We start from the raw sequence: 15,566 nt of genomic DNA on the forward strand, positions 1-15,566 counted from the left end.
AAAAGGGAGGGGCTCCAGTGAGTAATTTAACCAGTTTGCCCAATTTGCTAACCTTGATGCGTATTGTTTTAATCCCGGTATTTATCATTGTTTTCTACCTTCCCTTCCGTTGGGCACATGGTTTAGCCGCCGCAATTTTTGCTTTAGCAAGTTTTACTGACTGGCTAGATGGTTATTTGGCACGTAAGCTGGAGCAGATGTCGCCTTTTGGCGCTTTCCTCGATCCGGTTGCAGATAAATTATTAGTAGCATGCAGTCTTTTGTTGCTAGTGGGGGCAAAGGATGTGGAATATATCACTATCCCAGCAATTGTTATTGTAGGACGTGAAATTGTGATCTCAGCTTTAAGAGAATGGATGGCGGAGATAGGAAGCCGGGCAAGTGTAACAGTCAGTTATATTGGCAAAATAAAAACAACCTTGCAGATGGTTGCTCTTTTCTTGCTAATTGCTTTTACACCAACAGAATCTTGGTGGGGTATTTTTGGTTTCATCATGCTATATGTGGCAGCAATTTTAACTATTTGGTCGATGGTTATTTACCTAAGCATTGCCTGGCCCCAGCTTATGCAGAAAGGGCATGTAGTAAGTTAACGTCAGTTAGGGGCAATCGTCATCTGACCCTAAAATAATTTAATCTAATTTGTTGACAGCGTTTTAAATTTAGGTAGAATGGCACCCCGTAGAGACGCGGGAATAGCTCAGTTGGTAGAGCACAACCTTGCCAAGGTTGGGGTCGCGAGTTCGAGTCTCGTTTCCCGCTCCAAATTAAAGCGACAACAAAGTCGCTTTTTTTTTACCGATGATTAGGTTTAAATATTATTTGAACCTAAGGTAATATGGAGTTGTCAGTACAAATTAGTTCGGCTGTGTGGCAGAGTGGTTATGCAGCGGCCTGCAAAGCCGTGTACGCCGGTTCGATTCCGGCCTCAGCCTTCAAAATAGATGCCCAGGTGGCGAAACAGGTAGACGCAAGGGACTTAAAATCCCTCGGGAGTTAAATCCCGTGCCGGTTCGACTCCGGCCCTGGGCACCATCAATGATCTCGCTTTTATGACACAGCACATAATTATCGGCAATTTCGGAAATCACTCCTTGGCAGTTATGCAAGCACTGATTGAACGAGCGGTGCCTGAACTTCATTTCCTCTATGTTGATACAGGTTGGGCGGCGGCTTCATGGCCTGAGCGCATTGCTGCTTGTACTGCTTATGCCGAAAAACAGGGTGTAGAAGTTCATCAATTGAAGGCACAGGCAAGTTTTTCCGAGATGGTTGTTGATCGTAAACAGTTCCCAAGCCCAAAATTTCAGTGGTGTGCCAGTTTTTTGAAAGCTTTGACGATATTAAACCATCTGGATAACTGTGATCCTTCTTGTGAAGCTCTGATTGTTTCTGGTAAACGCCAGCAAGACTCCAGACGCTATGCAAATCTGCAAGAATTTGACTATGAGGATGAGTATTATCAAGGAAGGACAATTTGGTATCCTCTCTGGCAAACATCTAATGACGAGTTTGTTGGCCTAATTGAAAGAGCCGGATTTCAATTACTCCCTCATCAGAGTTTAGAGTGTAGCCCTTGTATTCATAGCAGGCTAGAGGAATTAAGCCAGATAGATCCCCAAGCACAAGCGCGTTTAGAAGCTCTTGAAGAACAAATTGGCCAGGCTATGTTCCAATACCCTATAAATCAGCTTCGTGGCACTAAGGGTCTTAATAAGCGGTTTAAAGAGGATAGTGCGCCTGACTTAAACCAATTTGATCGAGGATGTGGTGCGCCATGGGGTTGTGGCGAATAGGGTAATAGGTCACGTCCCTCCTTGTCTCAGCGCTACGTCATCCAGAGCGCAGTGAAGGATCTCCTGAATGTGGCACAGTGTTAATCCCGGAGATCCTTCGCTTGCGCTCTGGATGACGTTGCATTAGGGTGATAGGGCTGACCTATTACGAAAGGAGACGTTGTTTGTTCAAGCGCAGATGATAGGATTTAGGCTGGGCTGACTATTATAAAATACTCACTCTTCTCGCGGCGAGCGGTTCATCAGGTTGGTTGTGGCTTGTTGTGCAGTAACCTGTCCTTGCAAAAGTGCGTTAACCTGTGAACAGATTGGCATTTCGACTTGAAATTGTTTTGCCAGAGCGCAGATTTGGGCTGCGTTATATTTGCCTTCAACGACTTGGCCGATTTGTTTTTCTGCTTCCAGCAAACTCACGCCATTTCCCAGTTGTAAGCCAAAACGGCGATTGCGCGATTGGTTGTCTGTGCAAGTAAGTACTAAATCACCAACACCAGCTAACCCCATGAAGGTTTCTTCGCGTGCTCCCATTTTAATGCCCAAGCGAGTCATTTCAGCTAAACCGCGAGTAATTAACGCTGCCTTGGCATTAGCGCCAAAACCTAGGCCATCACTAATTCCACAAGCGATAGCCAGAACATTTTTAACCGCGCCACAAAGTTGTACGCCAATGGTATCGGAGCTCAAATAAACGCGCAGGTTCCCCTGATGTAAAATTGCCTGTATCGCTTTTTGATAGGTTACATTATTGCTTGCCAGGGTGAGAGCTGTGGGTAAGGCTTTAGCAACTTCTTGGGCAAAAGACGGGCCAGAAATGATTGCGATTGGAAAATTTTCACCCCAGTGTTCAGCGACTATCTGGCTGAGTAGTTTGTGGCTGGTGGGATCCACCCCTTTAGTAAGCCAGGTTATGCCATGTTTTGGTTTAGTGGTTTGCTTCAATAATTCCGAGAAGGCATGTGAGGGTACTGCTACCATGACCTCGTCGGCTTGCTCCAGACAGTCTTTAAGTGAGACTGTTGGGATTAGGGATTCTGGAAATGGAATTTCAGGTAGATACCGCAGATTATTGCCTTGCTGGATCATGTCCTGAACATGAACAGGATTGTGTCCCCAAAGCAAGACACGATTACCACACTTTGCCAGATGGATAGCAACGGCGGTGCCCCAAGAGCCGGCACCAAGCATGGCAATCGTTGTTTTTTTCATGATTTAGTGAGTAGTTTCAGTCTCGTCTTGTTTAGCCTTTTGTTTTTCCTCAAGTTGTTGCATATAAAGCGCATCAAAATTGATCGGTGCTAAAACTAATTGTGGGAAACTACCACGGATAACCTGAGAAGTGATTGTTTCACGAGCATAGGGGAATAAAATGCTGGGGCAGAAACTACCTAGCAAGTGCTCAAGTTGATCAACTGGAGCACCTTGAATAGTGAAGATGCCTGCTTGTTTAACTTCTGCTAAGAAAGCGATTGCATTTTGGTTTTTCACAGTCGCAGTGACAGTCAAGACAACCTCATAAACGTCTTTTTCTAGCTGGACATTTTGGGTATTTAAATCCAAGGATAACTCAGGCTCCCATTGTTGTTGGAAAACAGCTGGGGTATTAGGCGTTTCAAAGGATGAATCTTTAATGTAAACGCGTTGGATCATGAATTGTGCTTCGTCGTTTTGCGAAGGAATATTAGCTTGTTCTGACATGGTCTTTCCTATTTCTGTAAAAGTTGATCTAATTGCCCTTGATCTTCCAGAGCGTACATATCATCACAGCCACCAATATGTTGGCCGTTTATGAATATTTGTGGCACGGTATGTCGATTGCTTTTGGCTATCATTTCAGCGCGTTTATCAGGGTTTTCATCGATACGAATATCGGTATATTCCACCCCTTTCCTCTCTAGCAATTGTCGAGCGCGAGTGCAATAAGGGCAATAGCCTGTGCTGTACATGATAACGGTTGTCATGGCTTCTATTTTCCTTTAACAAGAGGTAATTCTGCATTTTGCCAAGCGGTTATCCCACCGGATATAACCATTGCCTGCTTAAAGCCCTGTTGTTTTAATTTAGTAGCAAGAGGGGCAGATTGTAAGCCGCGAGGACAAACGAAGATAAGGGCTTTATCTTTATATTTGTCCATCCGTTGTTGGGTAAAATCTTCCGCAGAAGCCCTAATTGCATCAATAATGTGGCCGGCACGGAATGACTCTGCGTCACGCAGGTCGATAACCAAGGCATTCTCATTATTGATTAAATTAACCGCTGCTTGCGGGGAAAGTTCTGCAGCGCGTTTTCTTTGTGTGATTAATTCATTGACGTAGATCAGTAAGAGTACAACGACGAAAGCTACCCACAGTGTCCAATGATTAATGATAAATTGTCCTAACTGTCCCATTTTCTACCTAACTAAATAACTGCAAATGACGAATTATCCTTAGATTAGTGATTTAACGCAAGTTGTCCAGAGCAAGATCGTCTAAATCATGGCTGACGCCATAATTCAGACGATTGGTTTACTGTAAAGATCGACAAACACATAAAGAAATGATCAAATGCTTTGGAACATCATGCTTTTACCGGGATGCTCCATATCTTGCCATCGCTTCTAGGCGTCTTATGCGTTCGGCAGTGGGTGGATGTGTAGAGAATAATTGGCTTAAGCGCTCAGCACTGAGGGGATTCACTATAAACATATGTGCTGTGTTCGGATGCTCTTCTGCTGCCTGAAACTGCCCTTGCTGGTTTGCATTCTCAAGTTTTGCCAAAGCATTGGCTAGCCATAAAGGATTACCTGACAATTTGGCCCCATTTTCGTCAGCTTCAAACTCACAGGAGCGTGATATAGCCATTTGAATTAAGCCCGCAGCTATAGGAGCAAGAATAGTCATTAATAGGGCTGCAATTGGATTGACACGCCCCTCCTCATTATTAGAGCCCACCATGGAGGTCCACATGAAGATATTGGCGATTGAGCTAATGGCCCCAGCAATAGTCGCGGTTACTGTGCTAATTAAGGTATCACGATGAATGACATGAGAGAGTTCGTGGGCTAATACGCCGGTTAATTCTTCTTGATTCATACGGCTTAGAATGCCTGTAGTCACCGCAATACTGGCATGGTCGGGATTGCGCCCTGTGGCGAAGGCATTGGGGACTGGAGTATCAACAAGATAGGCTTTGGGTACAGGAATTTGTGCTTTTCTAGCTAAATCGCTAATGATGGCGTAGACGGGGTGACTTGGATCCAAAGGTTGAGCCTGATAGGCGTTTAAAACTGACCTGTCAGAAGTCCAATAAGCACTAAAATTCATAATAAACGCCAGGATAAGGGCTATAACAATCCCCAGTTGTCCTCCAAGTATTCTACCAAGTACAACGAGCAAAGCTGTCAGGGCTGCTAAGAGGACGAAGGTTTTAAGATTGTTTTCCATCACTAATCTCGATCTAGGCGTTTATCTAAAAATAGTTAGAACCTTGGTTAAATGCAAGAGTTATTCCTGCGCATTAAATTGCTCTAAAACCTCCTGCAAGGGCTGGCCTACGGATGCTGAAGGGGCTTTTATTAGCAGCAGGGCGGCTAAAGTTGGGGCAATATCCGTTGTATTTACAGGCTTGAATATCCGCTGTGCTTTGAAAGCTGGATTAGCGAAGAGCAAGGGAACATAGCTGTCGTATTGCCAAGGGGTTCCATGAGACACGCGGTGCTTGTTTTTCCCATCAAAGGCTTCATAGGGCAAGGGAACTAAATAAAGATCACCGATGCGCTCGGGGAAGGCCATTCTATTGACTTTATCACTGAGCCAATCGATATCCGTTTTGGTTAAGGGTAGGGGATAGACCTTAAAAATACTGGGCTGCTGATTTAAAAATTCAGCCAAATAAGAACTTACCTCACTTATCGTTAATTGCTGCTCTTCTATCAATTGATGGTTGAGATAAAGATAAGGAGGCATGATTGCTTCAAGGCTATTCGGAGGTAATTTGAAACGTTTTGCCAGAGCCTCTTCGATTAGTTTTCGTAGTCCAGTGAAATTGATGGATTGATTTTCTATAATTTTATGGGCACTGAGATAGGCAGGAGAATCACTGACACCATGATCCGCTGTGAGTACAATCAGGGTATTCTGCAAACCAACTTGTTTATCAATCGCTGCAAATAGCTTTGCTAGGGTTTGATCCAAGCGCAGTAAATTATCTTCCGACTCTAGGCTATTAGGGCCAAATTGATGACCAATAGCATCAACAGCTGAGAAACTAATTGCCAGATAGTCTGTTTTATCTGGATTTTTACCAAGATTTTCCTGGGCTAATAAATTAATTGCAAAATCAGCAGTTAGCTCATCAGCGAAGGGCGTCATCGAAAGATATTTATAGTATTTATCGGCGTTAGGTGAAAGCTGATGGTTAAACGTTTGACCAAAACCTGGGAAGCGGTTGATAAATTTGGGTGCCTCTGCAAAATGATAGCTTGCAACAGGACGGCTTAATTTCCAGGTCAACTCTTTGGCTTGATAGTGTTTATTCCAGTCATTAACCCACTGAGGATAGGCTGAATAATAATGCTGGCTGGTTATAAATCCCCCATTATGTTTATCGAACCAAAAGGCCTTAGCAGCATGCCCAGCCAGGGTTATTGCCGCACGATCCTTTAAAGAAACGGCAAAGGCGCGACCTGTTTGCGCGAGCACCATCTCATCGCTAAGCGTTGAAGCAACTAGATATTTGGGAGAACGTCCAGCCATTTTTTTCTGTGAGCGTGGTGTAGGCAGAATAGCACTTTGTGGATCGTCCACACAGTAAGGTGTAAGTCCCGTTTTTCGATCGTACCAGTTGTTGCTGATGATGCCATGTAAGGCAGGATAAGAACCCGTAGCAATCGTAGCATGGCCCACGCAAGTAACAGTATTAGCATGGGGATGGTGAGTATTATGGTAGTCAAGGCCATGAGCGAGTAAATAATTGAAGCCATCAAGACCGAATTCATTATGGTAAAGATTAATTAAATCGCCGCGCAGTTGATCAACAACAATCTGCACGACCAGTCTGGGTGGTTTAGCACTGGCAAATAAGAGGCTAGAACAAAGAAAGGCCAGTAGACCGACAGTTTTTCTCATTAACAATTCTCAACAAATAAATTGTAGGCATCCTAAAGGACTTTTAAATTTTGGTAAATAGCTGTTTAAATGATTATTTTTATCGCTCTGTGTTTTTATTTTGTAATAAAAGATCAAAATTATTAAAATTTTTATAATTCAATCAACAGGTTATTATTTGGTTAATTAGTTTAAAGAAAACTCATGACGAGAGGGTTGAATTGCTTTACACTGAATGCGGCGAAGTATTCACTGCCTATTAAAATGGAGTCTAAGGAGAGAAATATGAAGTTTAAGGTAAGGCCGTATGAAGAAGTTGTTGGCTCTAATGTTACGGAAGATGGATTTAAAGACATTATAGCGACACTGAGAGGTAAACACGACGCCGTAGTCGTTAACGAGTTAAATCAACCACGACGTCATCAGGTTCAGCTGATACAGAAAACGCAAGATTTAATCGTAGAACATGAGAATCGAGATAACATCATCACTGCTATGCTTCTACTTGAAATGTGCATCATAGCCAAAAGTTATGGTGAAAGCATCTTTGACGCAGTAAAGCCCAATTCCGCTACCATCAATGGTTCATACATGCTTGAGTCAGGAAGTAATTATTTCCGTGGAATGCTCCGTGTTATTGGTGTTACTGAAGACAATCCCTTAGAGCCAGAAGATGTGGAAGAGTTATTAACTATCGCTAGGAAGTTCATTACCTATAATATCTGTGTGAATGGTGATTCTGCCCAAGGTTTTAAGTACAAAGATGAAACACAGAAGGGTAAAGAAGAAGATCATCCTTTTGCTGAAATTGCTGCATTAGATATTACCGAATATTCACGGACCTGTGTTGATGTAATCCACGAATCTGCAATCAAGGCAATAACCCGTAATTATGATGATCGTATAAAAAACGTTCAATCTGTAGAAAAAGGTAAGCAGGAAAGAGCAAAGGCTGAGCGCGAGGCAGAAGCTGAAAAATTAAGGCTTGAGCGAGAGGCAGAAGCAGAGAGATTAAAAAAAGAGCGTGAAGCAGAGGCTGAGCGATTAGCTAAAGTCAAAGGCCCAAATTCTGGGGGGATTCTCTCTTATTTCTGGGGAGCTTCATCTGCAAACCCAGGCGCGTCTAGTGATCAGGCAAATCTAAATAGTCAGCCAAACGGCTTGACAGGGCCAACTGATAACGCAGAGCAGGGCGAGCATCGAGAAACAGAGGGTATGAATCCTTAATAAAGAAGCACCTTGTCCCTACGCTTCGTCATCCGGAGCGCAGCGAAGGATCTCATGAATGTGGCAGAGTGCTAATTTCGGAAATCCTTCGCTGCGCGTCCAAAGACGGGCGTCCTGTCGAACGTAGAGAGACATCTGCTGAATGTGGCATAGTGCAAATCCCAGAGATCACTCGCAATGCTACCAAAGACGTACGTCATGTCGAACGCAGAGAGACATCTCCTGGGTGTAGCACAGTGCAAATCCCGGAGATCCCTCACTATGTTCGGGATGACGGGGTCTTTATCGATGTTTGCCCCAAAGGGGCTGGGCGCTCGGGATGACGGGGTTACTCAAACAGAACCGCTATTTCTCAATTGGATAGCCCGATTTCGCCCATTCAGCGATACCGCCATTTATTGAATAAACTTCCTTATATCCCATGTTCGCTAAAAACTCTGCTGCATAGAGCGAACGAACGCCGCCCTGACAATGCAGATAAATTGGCTTATCCTGTTCAGGAATTTGCTTTGCAATTTTGCCTACAATTTCATCCTTCGGAATATGAAGCGCACCAGGAATATGCATTGCCTGCCATTCATTCAGTTCTCTGACATCAATTAGACAGAGTGTTGGCTCAGCATCGCGTCGTCTTTTTAACTCATGTACATCAATAGTGTGTATTTTAGGGCTTGTCATAACGATTCTCTCTAATAGCTAAAGTAGGTCTTGTTAGGGTTGAATGGTGAATAAACCAGTAAATAGCAGCGGTAATCACACCACCAATCAAAGTGGCAAAAGCCCAGGTGCTTGCAGAGACTAAAGCTGGGCGTTGACTTAATTGATAAAGATTTCCTGCATCACGGGCGACAGCACCAGCAAAAAGAACATGCAAGATGGCGTTGATAAGTAATAGTAGGATCTGAAAGGTTTGAATCTGACCCTCATAATGCTGAACTATCTCGGCTACATTCATGATATTTCCTGTGTTTGTCTGGATTGACGCCATGATAATACAATCAGAGCGCTGATAACGCATAGGATAGCTAGACTTTGTAAATTTCTTGGTTTTTCATCGAAGACAACAAAGCCCCAAAATAAGCCAGTCAAAGCAACCATTCCTCCGGTTAGACTGTAAAAAACAGGCCCCGCCAAGCGGATTAATTGGAAGAAAAGCAGATAGCCGACACTCGATAGTATAATTTCCAAGATTACCACTTGCTTGGCAACTGTGAAAGGTGCTGTCAATGGGTAAAAGGATTGCTGGTGAATCACCAAAGGGCTAAGTAATAGTGATGCTGCGACTAGCATGCCGCTCGCAGCTTGCAGAGCATTGAGGCCTGCGGGTTGCTTAGCTGCGATATAAAGCGAGCATAGTGCAAAGGATAAGGGACTTAAGAGGGCAAGCAGGGTCCAGTTCGAGAATAGACTTTCTGTTGTTGGAGTGATAATCAGAAAAATCCCGACCATGCCTAAAGACAGCGCCAGAGTGCGCCAACCATCGAAACGCTCCTGGCCAATAATTAAAGCAAGTGGATAAACCATGAGGGGCACTGTGTTAACTAATACGGCTAATAAGCCAGCAGGAATATGCTCAGCGATAAAATACATGTTGGTATTGGGGATGGCTATTCCAATTAAGCCGCATATTAAAAAATAAGGCCAATAGCTGGGTTGTAATAAGTGATTCCTTTGTTTTTCCTGCACTCGGGAAGATGAGAAAGGAAAAAAAGAGGTTAGGGTTAAAAGAATCGCAGGACCTAAGGATTGCCAGAATGCATAGCCTAAGGGAGGGACACCATTAATCATTGCATACTTAGCCAGGGTATAACCTGAGCCCCAGATAAAACCGAGAATAATTAGTGTAATCAGTGCTAACAAAGTTTTGGACTTATTCACTCTGAGTTCTCAAACCACTGAAGAAATGACTATGTTTGAGAGATTATGAAGAATATTGCAATAATGCAATATAAACTGTTATTCAGTCCTTAACCTAGGTTAACATCGATTGATATCTTTTTTGCTGGAGAGAAAATGCACGCTGAAGATGTTCCAGTTCCGCATCTGACAACTGCCCATAGTGGGCCGCTATACCATGTAGAGAAAATCATCCTAAACCAAGTGATTAATATTGAGTCATGGTTTAGGCAAAAATGGCAAGAAACACCTGCACCTATTACTTCTTCAGTGGATTTACGCCATGCAGGTTATAAATTGGCACCGGTAGATACCAATCTGTTTCCGGCTGGTTTTAATAATCTTAATCCTGATTTTTTACCCTTATGCATCCAAGCTGCACAAACTGCTTTAGTCGATTATCTACCCTCTTGCCGTCAGATCCTGATTTTGCCTGAAAGCCATACCCGTAACCGCTTTTATCTACGTAGCCTGTCTGTTTTACGTGACATTTTTATGAAAGCCGGTTTTGTTGTGCGTATAGGCAGTCTGGATCCCGAGGTTATTAGGCCTACTGAAATGGAAATCGACGATAAGGAATCTATACTGGTAGAGCCGTTGCAGAGACAGGGTACTCGAGTTGGCCTAGCTGATTTTAATCCATGTATGTTGTTATTAAACAATGACTTATCTAATGGTGTTCCTGAAATATTACAAGGTTTACAGCAAAAGATTAGACCTACAGCAAAATTAGGTTGGAGTTCAAGGCTGAAATCTAGCCATTTTCATTTTTTTGCAGAGGTAGCTACCGAATTTGCCCGATTAGTTGATATGGACCCCTGGCTGATCAATCCCTATTTCAGCGCAGTTGATGGTATTGATTTTATGGCTCAAGAAGGGGTTGATAATTTAGCTGAGCAAACAGATGCCCTACTTGCGAAAATCAGGGCTAAATATGAGGAATATAACATTGAGGATAAACCCTTTGTCGTGATCAAGGCAGATAATGGTACTTATGGAATGAGTGTCATGATGGCCCATGACGGGGAAGAGCTTCGCCAGTTGAATCGTAAACAACGTACGCGTATGGCTGCAAGCAAAGGAAGCCGAAAAGTCGAGCGGGTGATGCTCCAGGAAGGCGTTTATACTTACGAAACTATGCCGAATGGCGCAGTGGCAGAGCCGGTTGTTTATATGATAGGGCAGTTTGTTGTCGGGGGCTTTTACCGTGTCCATCAAGGCCGAGGTATAGATGAAAACCTCAATGCACCGGGTATGCATTTTGAGCCGCTTGCCTTCGAACAAGCCTGCAATATGCCCCGCAATGATCTTGCTGTGGTGGAATGTCCCAACCGTTTTTATGCCTATGGCGTAATAGCACGTTTAGCTGCTTTAGCAGCAGCAAGGGAAATAGCCGCTATTGGAGGTGAATGATGAAATTAGCTGTGTTGATGGATCCTATTCATAAATTAAAGGCTTATAAAGATTCAACAGTCGCTATGATAAAAGCCGCAGCGGCTTTAGGCTGGGATTGCGCCTATTTCACCCAAAATGACATGTATTGCCAGGGGGGTAAGGTCTATGCTTCGATGTCTTCTATCAAAGTTGTTGGTGACGAAAAAACGTCTCATTGGGCAGAGCTAAAGGACTTGGGTGTGAAAGCACTCAGTGATTTTAATATTATTTTGATGCGTAAAGATCCCCCCTTTGATATGGAGTACATCTACTCCACCTACATGTTGGAATTGGCTGAACGTGAAGGAGTGCTGGTTGCCAATAAACCACAAAGTCTGCGCGATGCTAATGAAAAATTTTTCACTACTAATTTTCCTCAGTGTTGCCCAAAGACCCTAGTCAGTCGTGATATCAACCGTTTAAAAGATTTTTGGCGGGAACAGAAAAATGTAATCTTTAAGCCCTTAGAAGGTATGGGAGGCAGTTCTGTTTTTCAGGTTGATGAACAGGGGCGTAATTTATCAGTGATATTAGAGGTCTTAACAAAGGGGCAAACGGTTAGCATTATGGCACAGCGCTATATTCCTGACATTAGTACTAAGGGTGATAAGCGAGTTTTATTAATCAACGGGGAACCCGTTCCTTATGCTTTAGCTCGTATTCCCGAGAAAGGCGAATTACGCGGGAATCTTGCTGCGGGTGCCAGGGGAGAAGTTGTCGCAATTACTGAACGCGATCGCTGGATTTGCCAGCAGATAGCCCCGACCCTTAAAGCAAAAGGATTATATTTTGTCGGTATTGATGTTATTGGTGACTATCTCACAGAGATTAATGTGACTAGCCCTACTTGTATTCGCGAAATTGAGGCGGAAATGGATTTGGATATAGCTGGCGATTATTTGCGTACACTAGCAGAAAAAGTCATATTGGGCGCATCTTGAACGAAAAGGATTCTAAAAAATACTCACATAGCGATCTATGCCCCGTTTTTTTTAGAATCCTTTTCGTTCAAGATGCACTCCAATCTGACTTTTCCTTAAGATTTGCACCTTTCCCCAGTTATGGTGAGAAGGTGCCCGAAGGGCGGATGAGGGGTTTCTAATTCGAAGTTCTTTCCGCTCAATGGCACAGAATGTAGCCTTCAAACAGCCCCCATAAAATCTAACTGCCGCCAAGCTTCAAAAAGAATTATCGCAACAGAATTTGAGAGATTCAGACTACGGTTATTAGGACACATAGGAATGCGAATGGCATTGTAGCTTTCCCTTAGTTCCACGGGTAAACCACGTGTTTCGGCACCAAAAAGCAGCATGTCTTCGTCTTGATAATTGACTGTACTATAAGATTGCTGTGCCTTAGTTGAACAAGCAAAGATACGCCTCTGCTGATTTTTGGCAATAAAATCCTGATCATTATCATAATGAATAACATTCGCCCACTCATGATAATCAAGGCCTGCACGACGCATGCGCTTGTCATCCAAAGCGAAACCCAGCGGATGAATGAGGTGTAGTTGTGCGCCACTATTGGCGCACAGACGAATTATATTACCTGTGTTGGGAGGAATTTCCGGCTGGTGTAAGACGATATGCAACATGCTGATTACCATTAGCCTTTGGCTGTTTATTTTTGGTTGGTGCGGGCTCTTCATCAACATAATCACTCGCAGCGCCCTCATCAACATAGAGAGGATCTAATTGCGTTTCTGGTTGTTCACCTGTGATTAGGAAATTACGATGTTGCAGATAGGCATCGCGCATGAAGGCATATTTATCCAGAGCCTGATCCATGATTGGGTCAGTTTCCAGCAGCTGTGAACGCAGATCCACATATCTCAGTCCTGCAATACCCCAGATAGCTGCACTACTGGGAAGATAAGGATAAGGTGTAAACATATAATCAAAGGGTATAGACATACCATCTCGAATAGTACTTGGTCCCAGTAGAGGTAGCATAATATAGGGTGATTTTTTGTCTCCCCATTTGGCAAAGGTTAAACCAAGGTCATTAAAATGTGGTGGCAGACTGAACGCTTGATTAGCGACATCAAAAATACCGGCAACCCCGAAGGTAGAGTTAATTAGGAAACGCCAACTATCTTTGATTGCATGACGCCATTCACCCTGCAAAACATCATTAGCTGCAGTCGGGAGCATATAGACGTTGTTATAGGCATTATTAATGCCTGAGCGAACTCGTGAGGGTAAGACTGCCTTGTAAAGTTTTGCAGCTGGCCTTAATGCTAACTTATCTACAACCATATTAAATTTGTAGATTTTGCGGTTGAATGGCTCATAGGGATCACTAGGATTAGTGCCATGATGAATACAGCCAGAAAGCATGAAGGCGGTTGTCAATGATGAAAATTTAACAAGTAAACGCATGATTTTTTTATTCTTTGATTGCGAATTTTGATGTTACACCACTTTGTTTAACTTGGAAACAGGGATCGCTTTTTTGTTCAGGTTAGCCCTTTTATCGAATTCCCGCGGCTTGACCCATAGGTATCTACACAAGTGTCTGTAATAGGTCGTCCTATCACCCCAACGCCACGTTATCCTGAGCGCAGCGAAGGATCTCCGGGATTAGCACGGTGCCACATTCAGAAGATCCTTCGCTGCGCTCAGGATGACGTAGTGTTGAGACAAGGAGGGACATGACCTATTACAGACACTTGTGTAGATACCTACGGGCTTGACCGCGGGATCTAAATTGAAACCTAAAACTGCAACAGGAAGGTAACTGGTCCATCATTACAAAGATGAACTTGCATATTAGCGCCAAAGACACCGCTGGCAACCTGCTCATGTTTAGCAGCAGCGATAGTCAGAAGTTTGTCGAATAAGAGCCGTCCTGTCTGTGGTGGAGCCGCTTTTGAAAAACTGGGGCGTAAGCCTTTGTTGGTATCAGCCATCAAGGTAAATTGCGGCACTAGCAAAAGACCGCCATTGATATCTTTCAGGCTCAAATTCATTTTGCCTTGTTGATCATCGAAAATGCGATAATTCAGGCATTTTTCAATCATTTTATACAAGACTGGTTCTTCATCATGCATTTCAAAACCACAGAGAATCATCAAGCCAGCTCCGATTTCTCCGGCTATTTGCTCGTCAATATTGACCCTAGCTTCGCTAACCCTTTGTACGACTGTCAACATGCATTTAAATCCTGATGTGAAAGTTCTAAGTTGGCATCAATTATGGCATCAACCATACCTACTTCGCGATCAGAGTGTCCAGCGTCTCTGACGATACTTAACTTGGACGCTGGGAGGGCTTGATGTAATTCCCAGGCACCTTGCAGGGGGCATATCATATCGTAGCGACCATGAACAAGATAAGTTGGTATATGTCTGATCTTATGAATATTATCAAGCACTTGATTTTCTTCGATAAAAAAATTATTGCAGAGGTAATGAGTTTCTAAAGTAGCAAGAGCTAAGGCAAAATGCGGGTCACAATATTGCCCAATCAAACCCAGATGGGGTTGAAATGTTCTACAGCGAGCTTGCCATAAGGCCCAGTTTTTAGCTGCTGCCATACGAGTCAAATCATTATGACCTTGTAAGCAGCTTGCATAATATTGAATGATTTGATCTTGCTCTTCCTTCGGCGCAGTGCTAACAAAATCCTGCCAATAGTCAGGATAAATAAGATTTGTACCTCTTTGGTAAAACCAAGCGATGTCCTCCTGTCTGCCAAGAAAAATTTGATGCAAAAGCAGGGCGGAGATTTGCTGTGGATAAAGTTCGGCATAAAGGAGAGCCAGCAAAGAGCCCCAACCACCACCAGATAGCACAAAACGGCTAAGCCCCAGATAATCGCGGATCGCTTCAATATCATCTAAGAGGTTTTGTGTATTATTATTGGCCGGTTCTGCATGGGGAGTAGAGCGTCCACATCCTCGCTGATCGAAAAGGATCATGCGATAAACCTGAGGATCAAAAAATCGTCTTAGATCTGTATCACCCCCCGCACCAGGCCCTGAATGCAAAATAATGACCGGGATACCTTTAGGCTCACCGACTTCTTCGAAATAAAGCACATGCGGTTCACTGACTGCTATTTCATGACATTGATAGGGCTTGATAACCGGATAAAGAGGATGCATGGCTTTCTCATTTAAATGT

The 15,566-nt window shown here is 43.5% G+C and carries 18 protein-coding genes and 3 tRNA genes; 8 read left to right on the top strand and 13 right to left on the bottom strand.

The annotated features are described in order from the left end of the window. The first annotated feature begins 17 nt into the window (after positions 1–17). The 5 genes from pgsA (at position 18) to BN1094_RS05615 (ending at position 1,796) form a co-directional block, all read left to right on the top strand. Positions 18–593: a CDP-diacylglycerol--glycerol-3-phosphate 3-phosphatidyltransferase gene (pgsA, locus tag BN1094_RS05595; protein WP_043873306.1), complete on the top strand. Its 576-nt coding sequence runs from the start codon at positions 18–20 to the stop codon at positions 591–593. A 96-nt stretch (positions 594–689) separates the two neighbouring features. Further along, positions 690–765, top strand: a tRNA-Gly gene (locus tag BN1094_RS05600). A 99-nt stretch (positions 766–864) separates the two neighbouring features. Continuing rightward, positions 865–935: transfer RNA gene (locus BN1094_RS05605), tRNA-Cys, on the top strand. 11 nt (positions 936–946) lie between these two features. Next, positions 947–1,035 (top strand) — tRNA-Leu (locus tag BN1094_RS05610). A gap of 17 nt (positions 1,036–1,052) precedes the next feature. Next, the gene (locus BN1094_RS05615; protein ID WP_052403152.1) at positions 1,053–1,796 is read left to right on the top strand and encodes a phosphoadenosine phosphosulfate reductase domain-containing protein; all 744 of its coding nucleotides are present in this window, start codon (positions 1,053–1,055) and stop codon (positions 1,794–1,796) included. Between the two features lie 216 nt (positions 1,797–2,012). Here BN1094_RS05615 and BN1094_RS05620 read toward each other — a convergent pair whose 3' ends face one another. From BN1094_RS05620 to BN1094_RS05645, 6 genes are all read right to left on the bottom strand, one after another. Continuing rightward, on the bottom strand, positions 2,013–3,002 hold the full coding sequence (locus BN1094_RS05620) for an NAD(P)H-dependent glycerol-3-phosphate dehydrogenase (RefSeq protein ID WP_043873307.1): 990 nt from the start codon (positions 3,000–3,002) through the stop codon (positions 2,013–2,015). Positions 3,003–3,005: 3 nt separating this feature from the next. Beyond that, on the bottom strand, positions 3,006–3,491 hold the full coding sequence (gene secB / locus BN1094_RS05625; RefSeq protein ID WP_043873308.1) for a protein-export chaperone SecB: 486 nt from the start codon (positions 3,489–3,491) through the stop codon (positions 3,006–3,008). Between the two features lie 8 nt (positions 3,492–3,499). Beyond that, positions 3,500–3,754, bottom strand: a complete 255-nt coding sequence (gene grxC, locus BN1094_RS05630; RefSeq protein ID WP_043873309.1) for a glutaredoxin 3 — start codon at positions 3,752–3,754, stop codon at positions 3,500–3,502. A gap of 5 nt (positions 3,755–3,759) precedes the next feature. Further along, positions 3,760–4,182 carry a rhodanese-like domain-containing protein gene (locus BN1094_RS05635; protein WP_043873310.1) on the bottom strand — a complete coding sequence of 141 codons (423 nt, stop codon included), beginning with the start codon at positions 4,180–4,182 and terminating at the stop codon, positions 3,760–3,762. A gap of 178 nt (positions 4,183–4,360) precedes the next feature. Next, positions 4,361–5,218, bottom strand: coding sequence for a zinc metalloprotease HtpX (gene htpX, locus BN1094_RS05640; protein WP_043873311.1), 858 nt, complete (start codon positions 5,216–5,218; stop codon positions 4,361–4,363). A 60-nt stretch (positions 5,219–5,278) separates the two neighbouring features. Next, on the bottom strand, positions 5,279–6,901 hold the full coding sequence (locus BN1094_RS05645) for an alkaline phosphatase family protein (protein ID WP_043873312.1): 1,623 nt from the start codon (positions 6,899–6,901) through the stop codon (positions 5,279–5,281). Between the two features lie 264 nt (positions 6,902–7,165). On the opposite strand from BN1094_RS05645, the gene BN1094_RS05650 reads away from it, so the two are divergent. After that, positions 7,166–8,107, top strand: a complete 942-nt coding sequence (locus BN1094_RS05650) for a hypothetical protein (RefSeq protein WP_043873313.1) — start codon at positions 7,166–7,168, stop codon at positions 8,105–8,107. A 345-nt stretch (positions 8,108–8,452) separates the two neighbouring features. Here the strand turns inward: BN1094_RS05650 and BN1094_RS05655 are convergent, their stop codons facing one another. From BN1094_RS05655 to BN1094_RS05665, 3 genes are read right to left on the bottom strand one after another with little or no spacing between them, the layout of a single operon-like run. Then, entirely contained in the window at positions 8,453–8,785 is a 333-nt protein-coding gene (locus BN1094_RS05655; RefSeq protein WP_043873314.1) for a rhodanese-like domain-containing protein, read from the bottom strand. Beyond that, the gene (locus BN1094_RS05660; RefSeq protein ID WP_043873315.1) at positions 8,772–9,062 is read right to left on the bottom strand and encodes a hypothetical protein; all 291 of its coding nucleotides are present in this window, start codon (positions 9,060–9,062) and stop codon (positions 8,772–8,774) included. The genes BN1094_RS05655 and BN1094_RS05660 overlap by 14 nt, the downstream gene beginning before the upstream one ends. Next, positions 9,059–9,985 (bottom strand): DMT family transporter, encoded by a 927-nt coding sequence (locus BN1094_RS05665; protein ID WP_043873316.1) that lies wholly within the window; start codon positions 9,983–9,985, stop codon positions 9,059–9,061. The genes BN1094_RS05660 and BN1094_RS05665 overlap by 4 nt, the downstream gene beginning before the upstream one ends. 135 nt (positions 9,986–10,120) lie before the next feature. On the opposite strand from BN1094_RS05665, the gene gshA reads away from it, so the two are divergent. Together gshA and gshB are read left to right on the top strand one after the other, a co-directional pair. Beyond that, positions 10,121–11,416: a glutamate--cysteine ligase gene (gene gshA / locus BN1094_RS05670; protein ID WP_043873317.1), complete on the top strand. Its 1,296-nt coding sequence runs from the start codon at positions 10,121–10,123 to the stop codon at positions 11,414–11,416. Then, on the top strand, positions 11,416–12,378 hold the full coding sequence (gshB, locus tag BN1094_RS05675) for a glutathione synthase (protein WP_043873318.1): 963 nt from the start codon (positions 11,416–11,418) through the stop codon (positions 12,376–12,378). The genes gshA and gshB overlap by 1 nt, the downstream gene beginning before the upstream one ends. Positions 12,379–12,578: 200 nt before the next feature. Here gshB and trmL read toward each other — a convergent pair whose 3' ends face one another. From trmL to pip, 4 genes are all read right to left on the bottom strand, one after another. Continuing rightward, the gene (trmL, locus tag BN1094_RS05680; protein WP_043873319.1) at positions 12,579–13,034 is read right to left on the bottom strand and encodes a tRNA (uridine(34)/cytosine(34)/5-carboxymethylaminomethyluridine(34)-2'-O)-methyltransferase TrmL; all 456 of its coding nucleotides are present in this window, start codon (positions 13,032–13,034) and stop codon (positions 12,579–12,581) included. Next, complete coding sequence (locus BN1094_RS05685; RefSeq protein ID WP_081935023.1) at positions 12,985–13,821, bottom strand: MlaA family lipoprotein; 837 nt, start codon at positions 13,819–13,821, stop codon at positions 12,985–12,987. Before BN1094_RS05685 ends, trmL begins: the two co-directional genes overlap by 50 nt. A 335-nt stretch (positions 13,822–14,156) precedes the next feature. After that, complete coding sequence (gene dtd / locus BN1094_RS05690; RefSeq protein ID WP_043873320.1) at positions 14,157–14,594, bottom strand: D-aminoacyl-tRNA deacylase; 438 nt, start codon at positions 14,592–14,594, stop codon at positions 14,157–14,159. Further along, positions 14,588–15,547, bottom strand: coding sequence for a prolyl aminopeptidase (pip, locus tag BN1094_RS05695; RefSeq protein ID WP_043873321.1), 960 nt, complete (start codon positions 15,545–15,547; stop codon positions 14,588–14,590). The genes dtd and pip overlap by 7 nt, the downstream gene beginning before the upstream one ends. Positions 15,548–15,566 lie beyond the last annotated feature (19 nt).

It is taken from the genome of Legionella massiliensis, assembly GCF_000756815.1.
In the GTDB taxonomy this organism is placed as follows: domain Bacteria; phylum Pseudomonadota; class Gammaproteobacteria; order Legionellales; family Legionellaceae; genus Tatlockia; species Tatlockia massiliensis.

What these genes read in the sequence shown, in the direction of transcription:
- BN1094_RS05615 (WP_052403152.1), top strand. Translation starts at nt 1,053, where the DNA reads ATGACACAGCACATAATTATCGGCAATTTCGGAAATCACTCCTTGGCA.
- BN1094_RS05620 (WP_043873307.1), bottom strand. Translation starts at nt 3,002, where the DNA reads ATGAAAAAAACAACGATTGCCATGCTTGGTGCCGGCTCTTGGGGCACC.
- secB (WP_043873308.1), bottom strand. Translation starts at nt 3,491, where the DNA reads ATGTCAGAACAAGCTAATATTCCTTCGCAAAACGACGAAGCACAATTC.
- grxC (WP_043873309.1), bottom strand. Translation starts at nt 3,754, where the DNA reads ATGACAACCGTTATCATGTACAGCACAGGCTATTGCCCTTATTGCACT.
- BN1094_RS05635 (WP_043873310.1), bottom strand. Translation starts at nt 4,182, where the DNA reads ATGGGACAGTTAGGACAATTTATCATTAATCATTGGACACTGTGGGTA.
- htpX (WP_043873311.1), bottom strand. Translation starts at nt 5,218, where the DNA reads ATGGAAAACAATCTTAAAACCTTCGTCCTCTTAGCAGCCCTGACAGCT.
- BN1094_RS05645 (WP_043873312.1), bottom strand. Translation starts at nt 6,901, where the DNA reads ATGAGAAAAACTGTCGGTCTACTGGCCTTTCTTTGTTCTAGCCTCTTA.
- BN1094_RS05650 (WP_043873313.1), top strand. Translation starts at nt 7,166, where the DNA reads ATGAAGTTTAAGGTAAGGCCGTATGAAGAAGTTGTTGGCTCTAATGTT.
- BN1094_RS05655 (WP_043873314.1), bottom strand. Translation starts at nt 8,785, where the DNA reads ATGACAAGCCCTAAAATACACACTATTGATGTACATGAGTTAAAAAGA.
- BN1094_RS05660 (WP_043873315.1), bottom strand. Translation starts at nt 9,062, where the DNA reads ATGAATGTAGCCGAGATAGTTCAGCATTATGAGGGTCAGATTCAAACC.
- gshA (WP_043873317.1), top strand. Translation starts at nt 10,121, where the DNA reads ATGCACGCTGAAGATGTTCCAGTTCCGCATCTGACAACTGCCCATAGT.
- gshB (WP_043873318.1), top strand. Translation starts at nt 11,416, where the DNA reads ATGAAATTAGCTGTGTTGATGGATCCTATTCATAAATTAAAGGCTTAT.
- trmL (WP_043873319.1), bottom strand. Translation starts at nt 13,034, where the DNA reads ATGTTGCATATCGTCTTACACCAGCCGGAAATTCCTCCCAACACAGGT.
- BN1094_RS05685 (WP_081935023.1), bottom strand. Translation starts at nt 13,821, where the DNA reads ATGCGTTTACTTGTTAAATTTTCATCATTGACAACCGCCTTCATGCTT.
- dtd (WP_043873320.1), bottom strand. Translation starts at nt 14,594, where the DNA reads ATGTTGACAGTCGTACAAAGGGTTAGCGAAGCTAGGGTCAATATTGAC.
- pip (WP_043873321.1), bottom strand. Translation starts at nt 15,547, where the DNA reads ATGCATCCTCTTTATCCGGTTATCAAGCCCTATCAATGTCATGAAATA.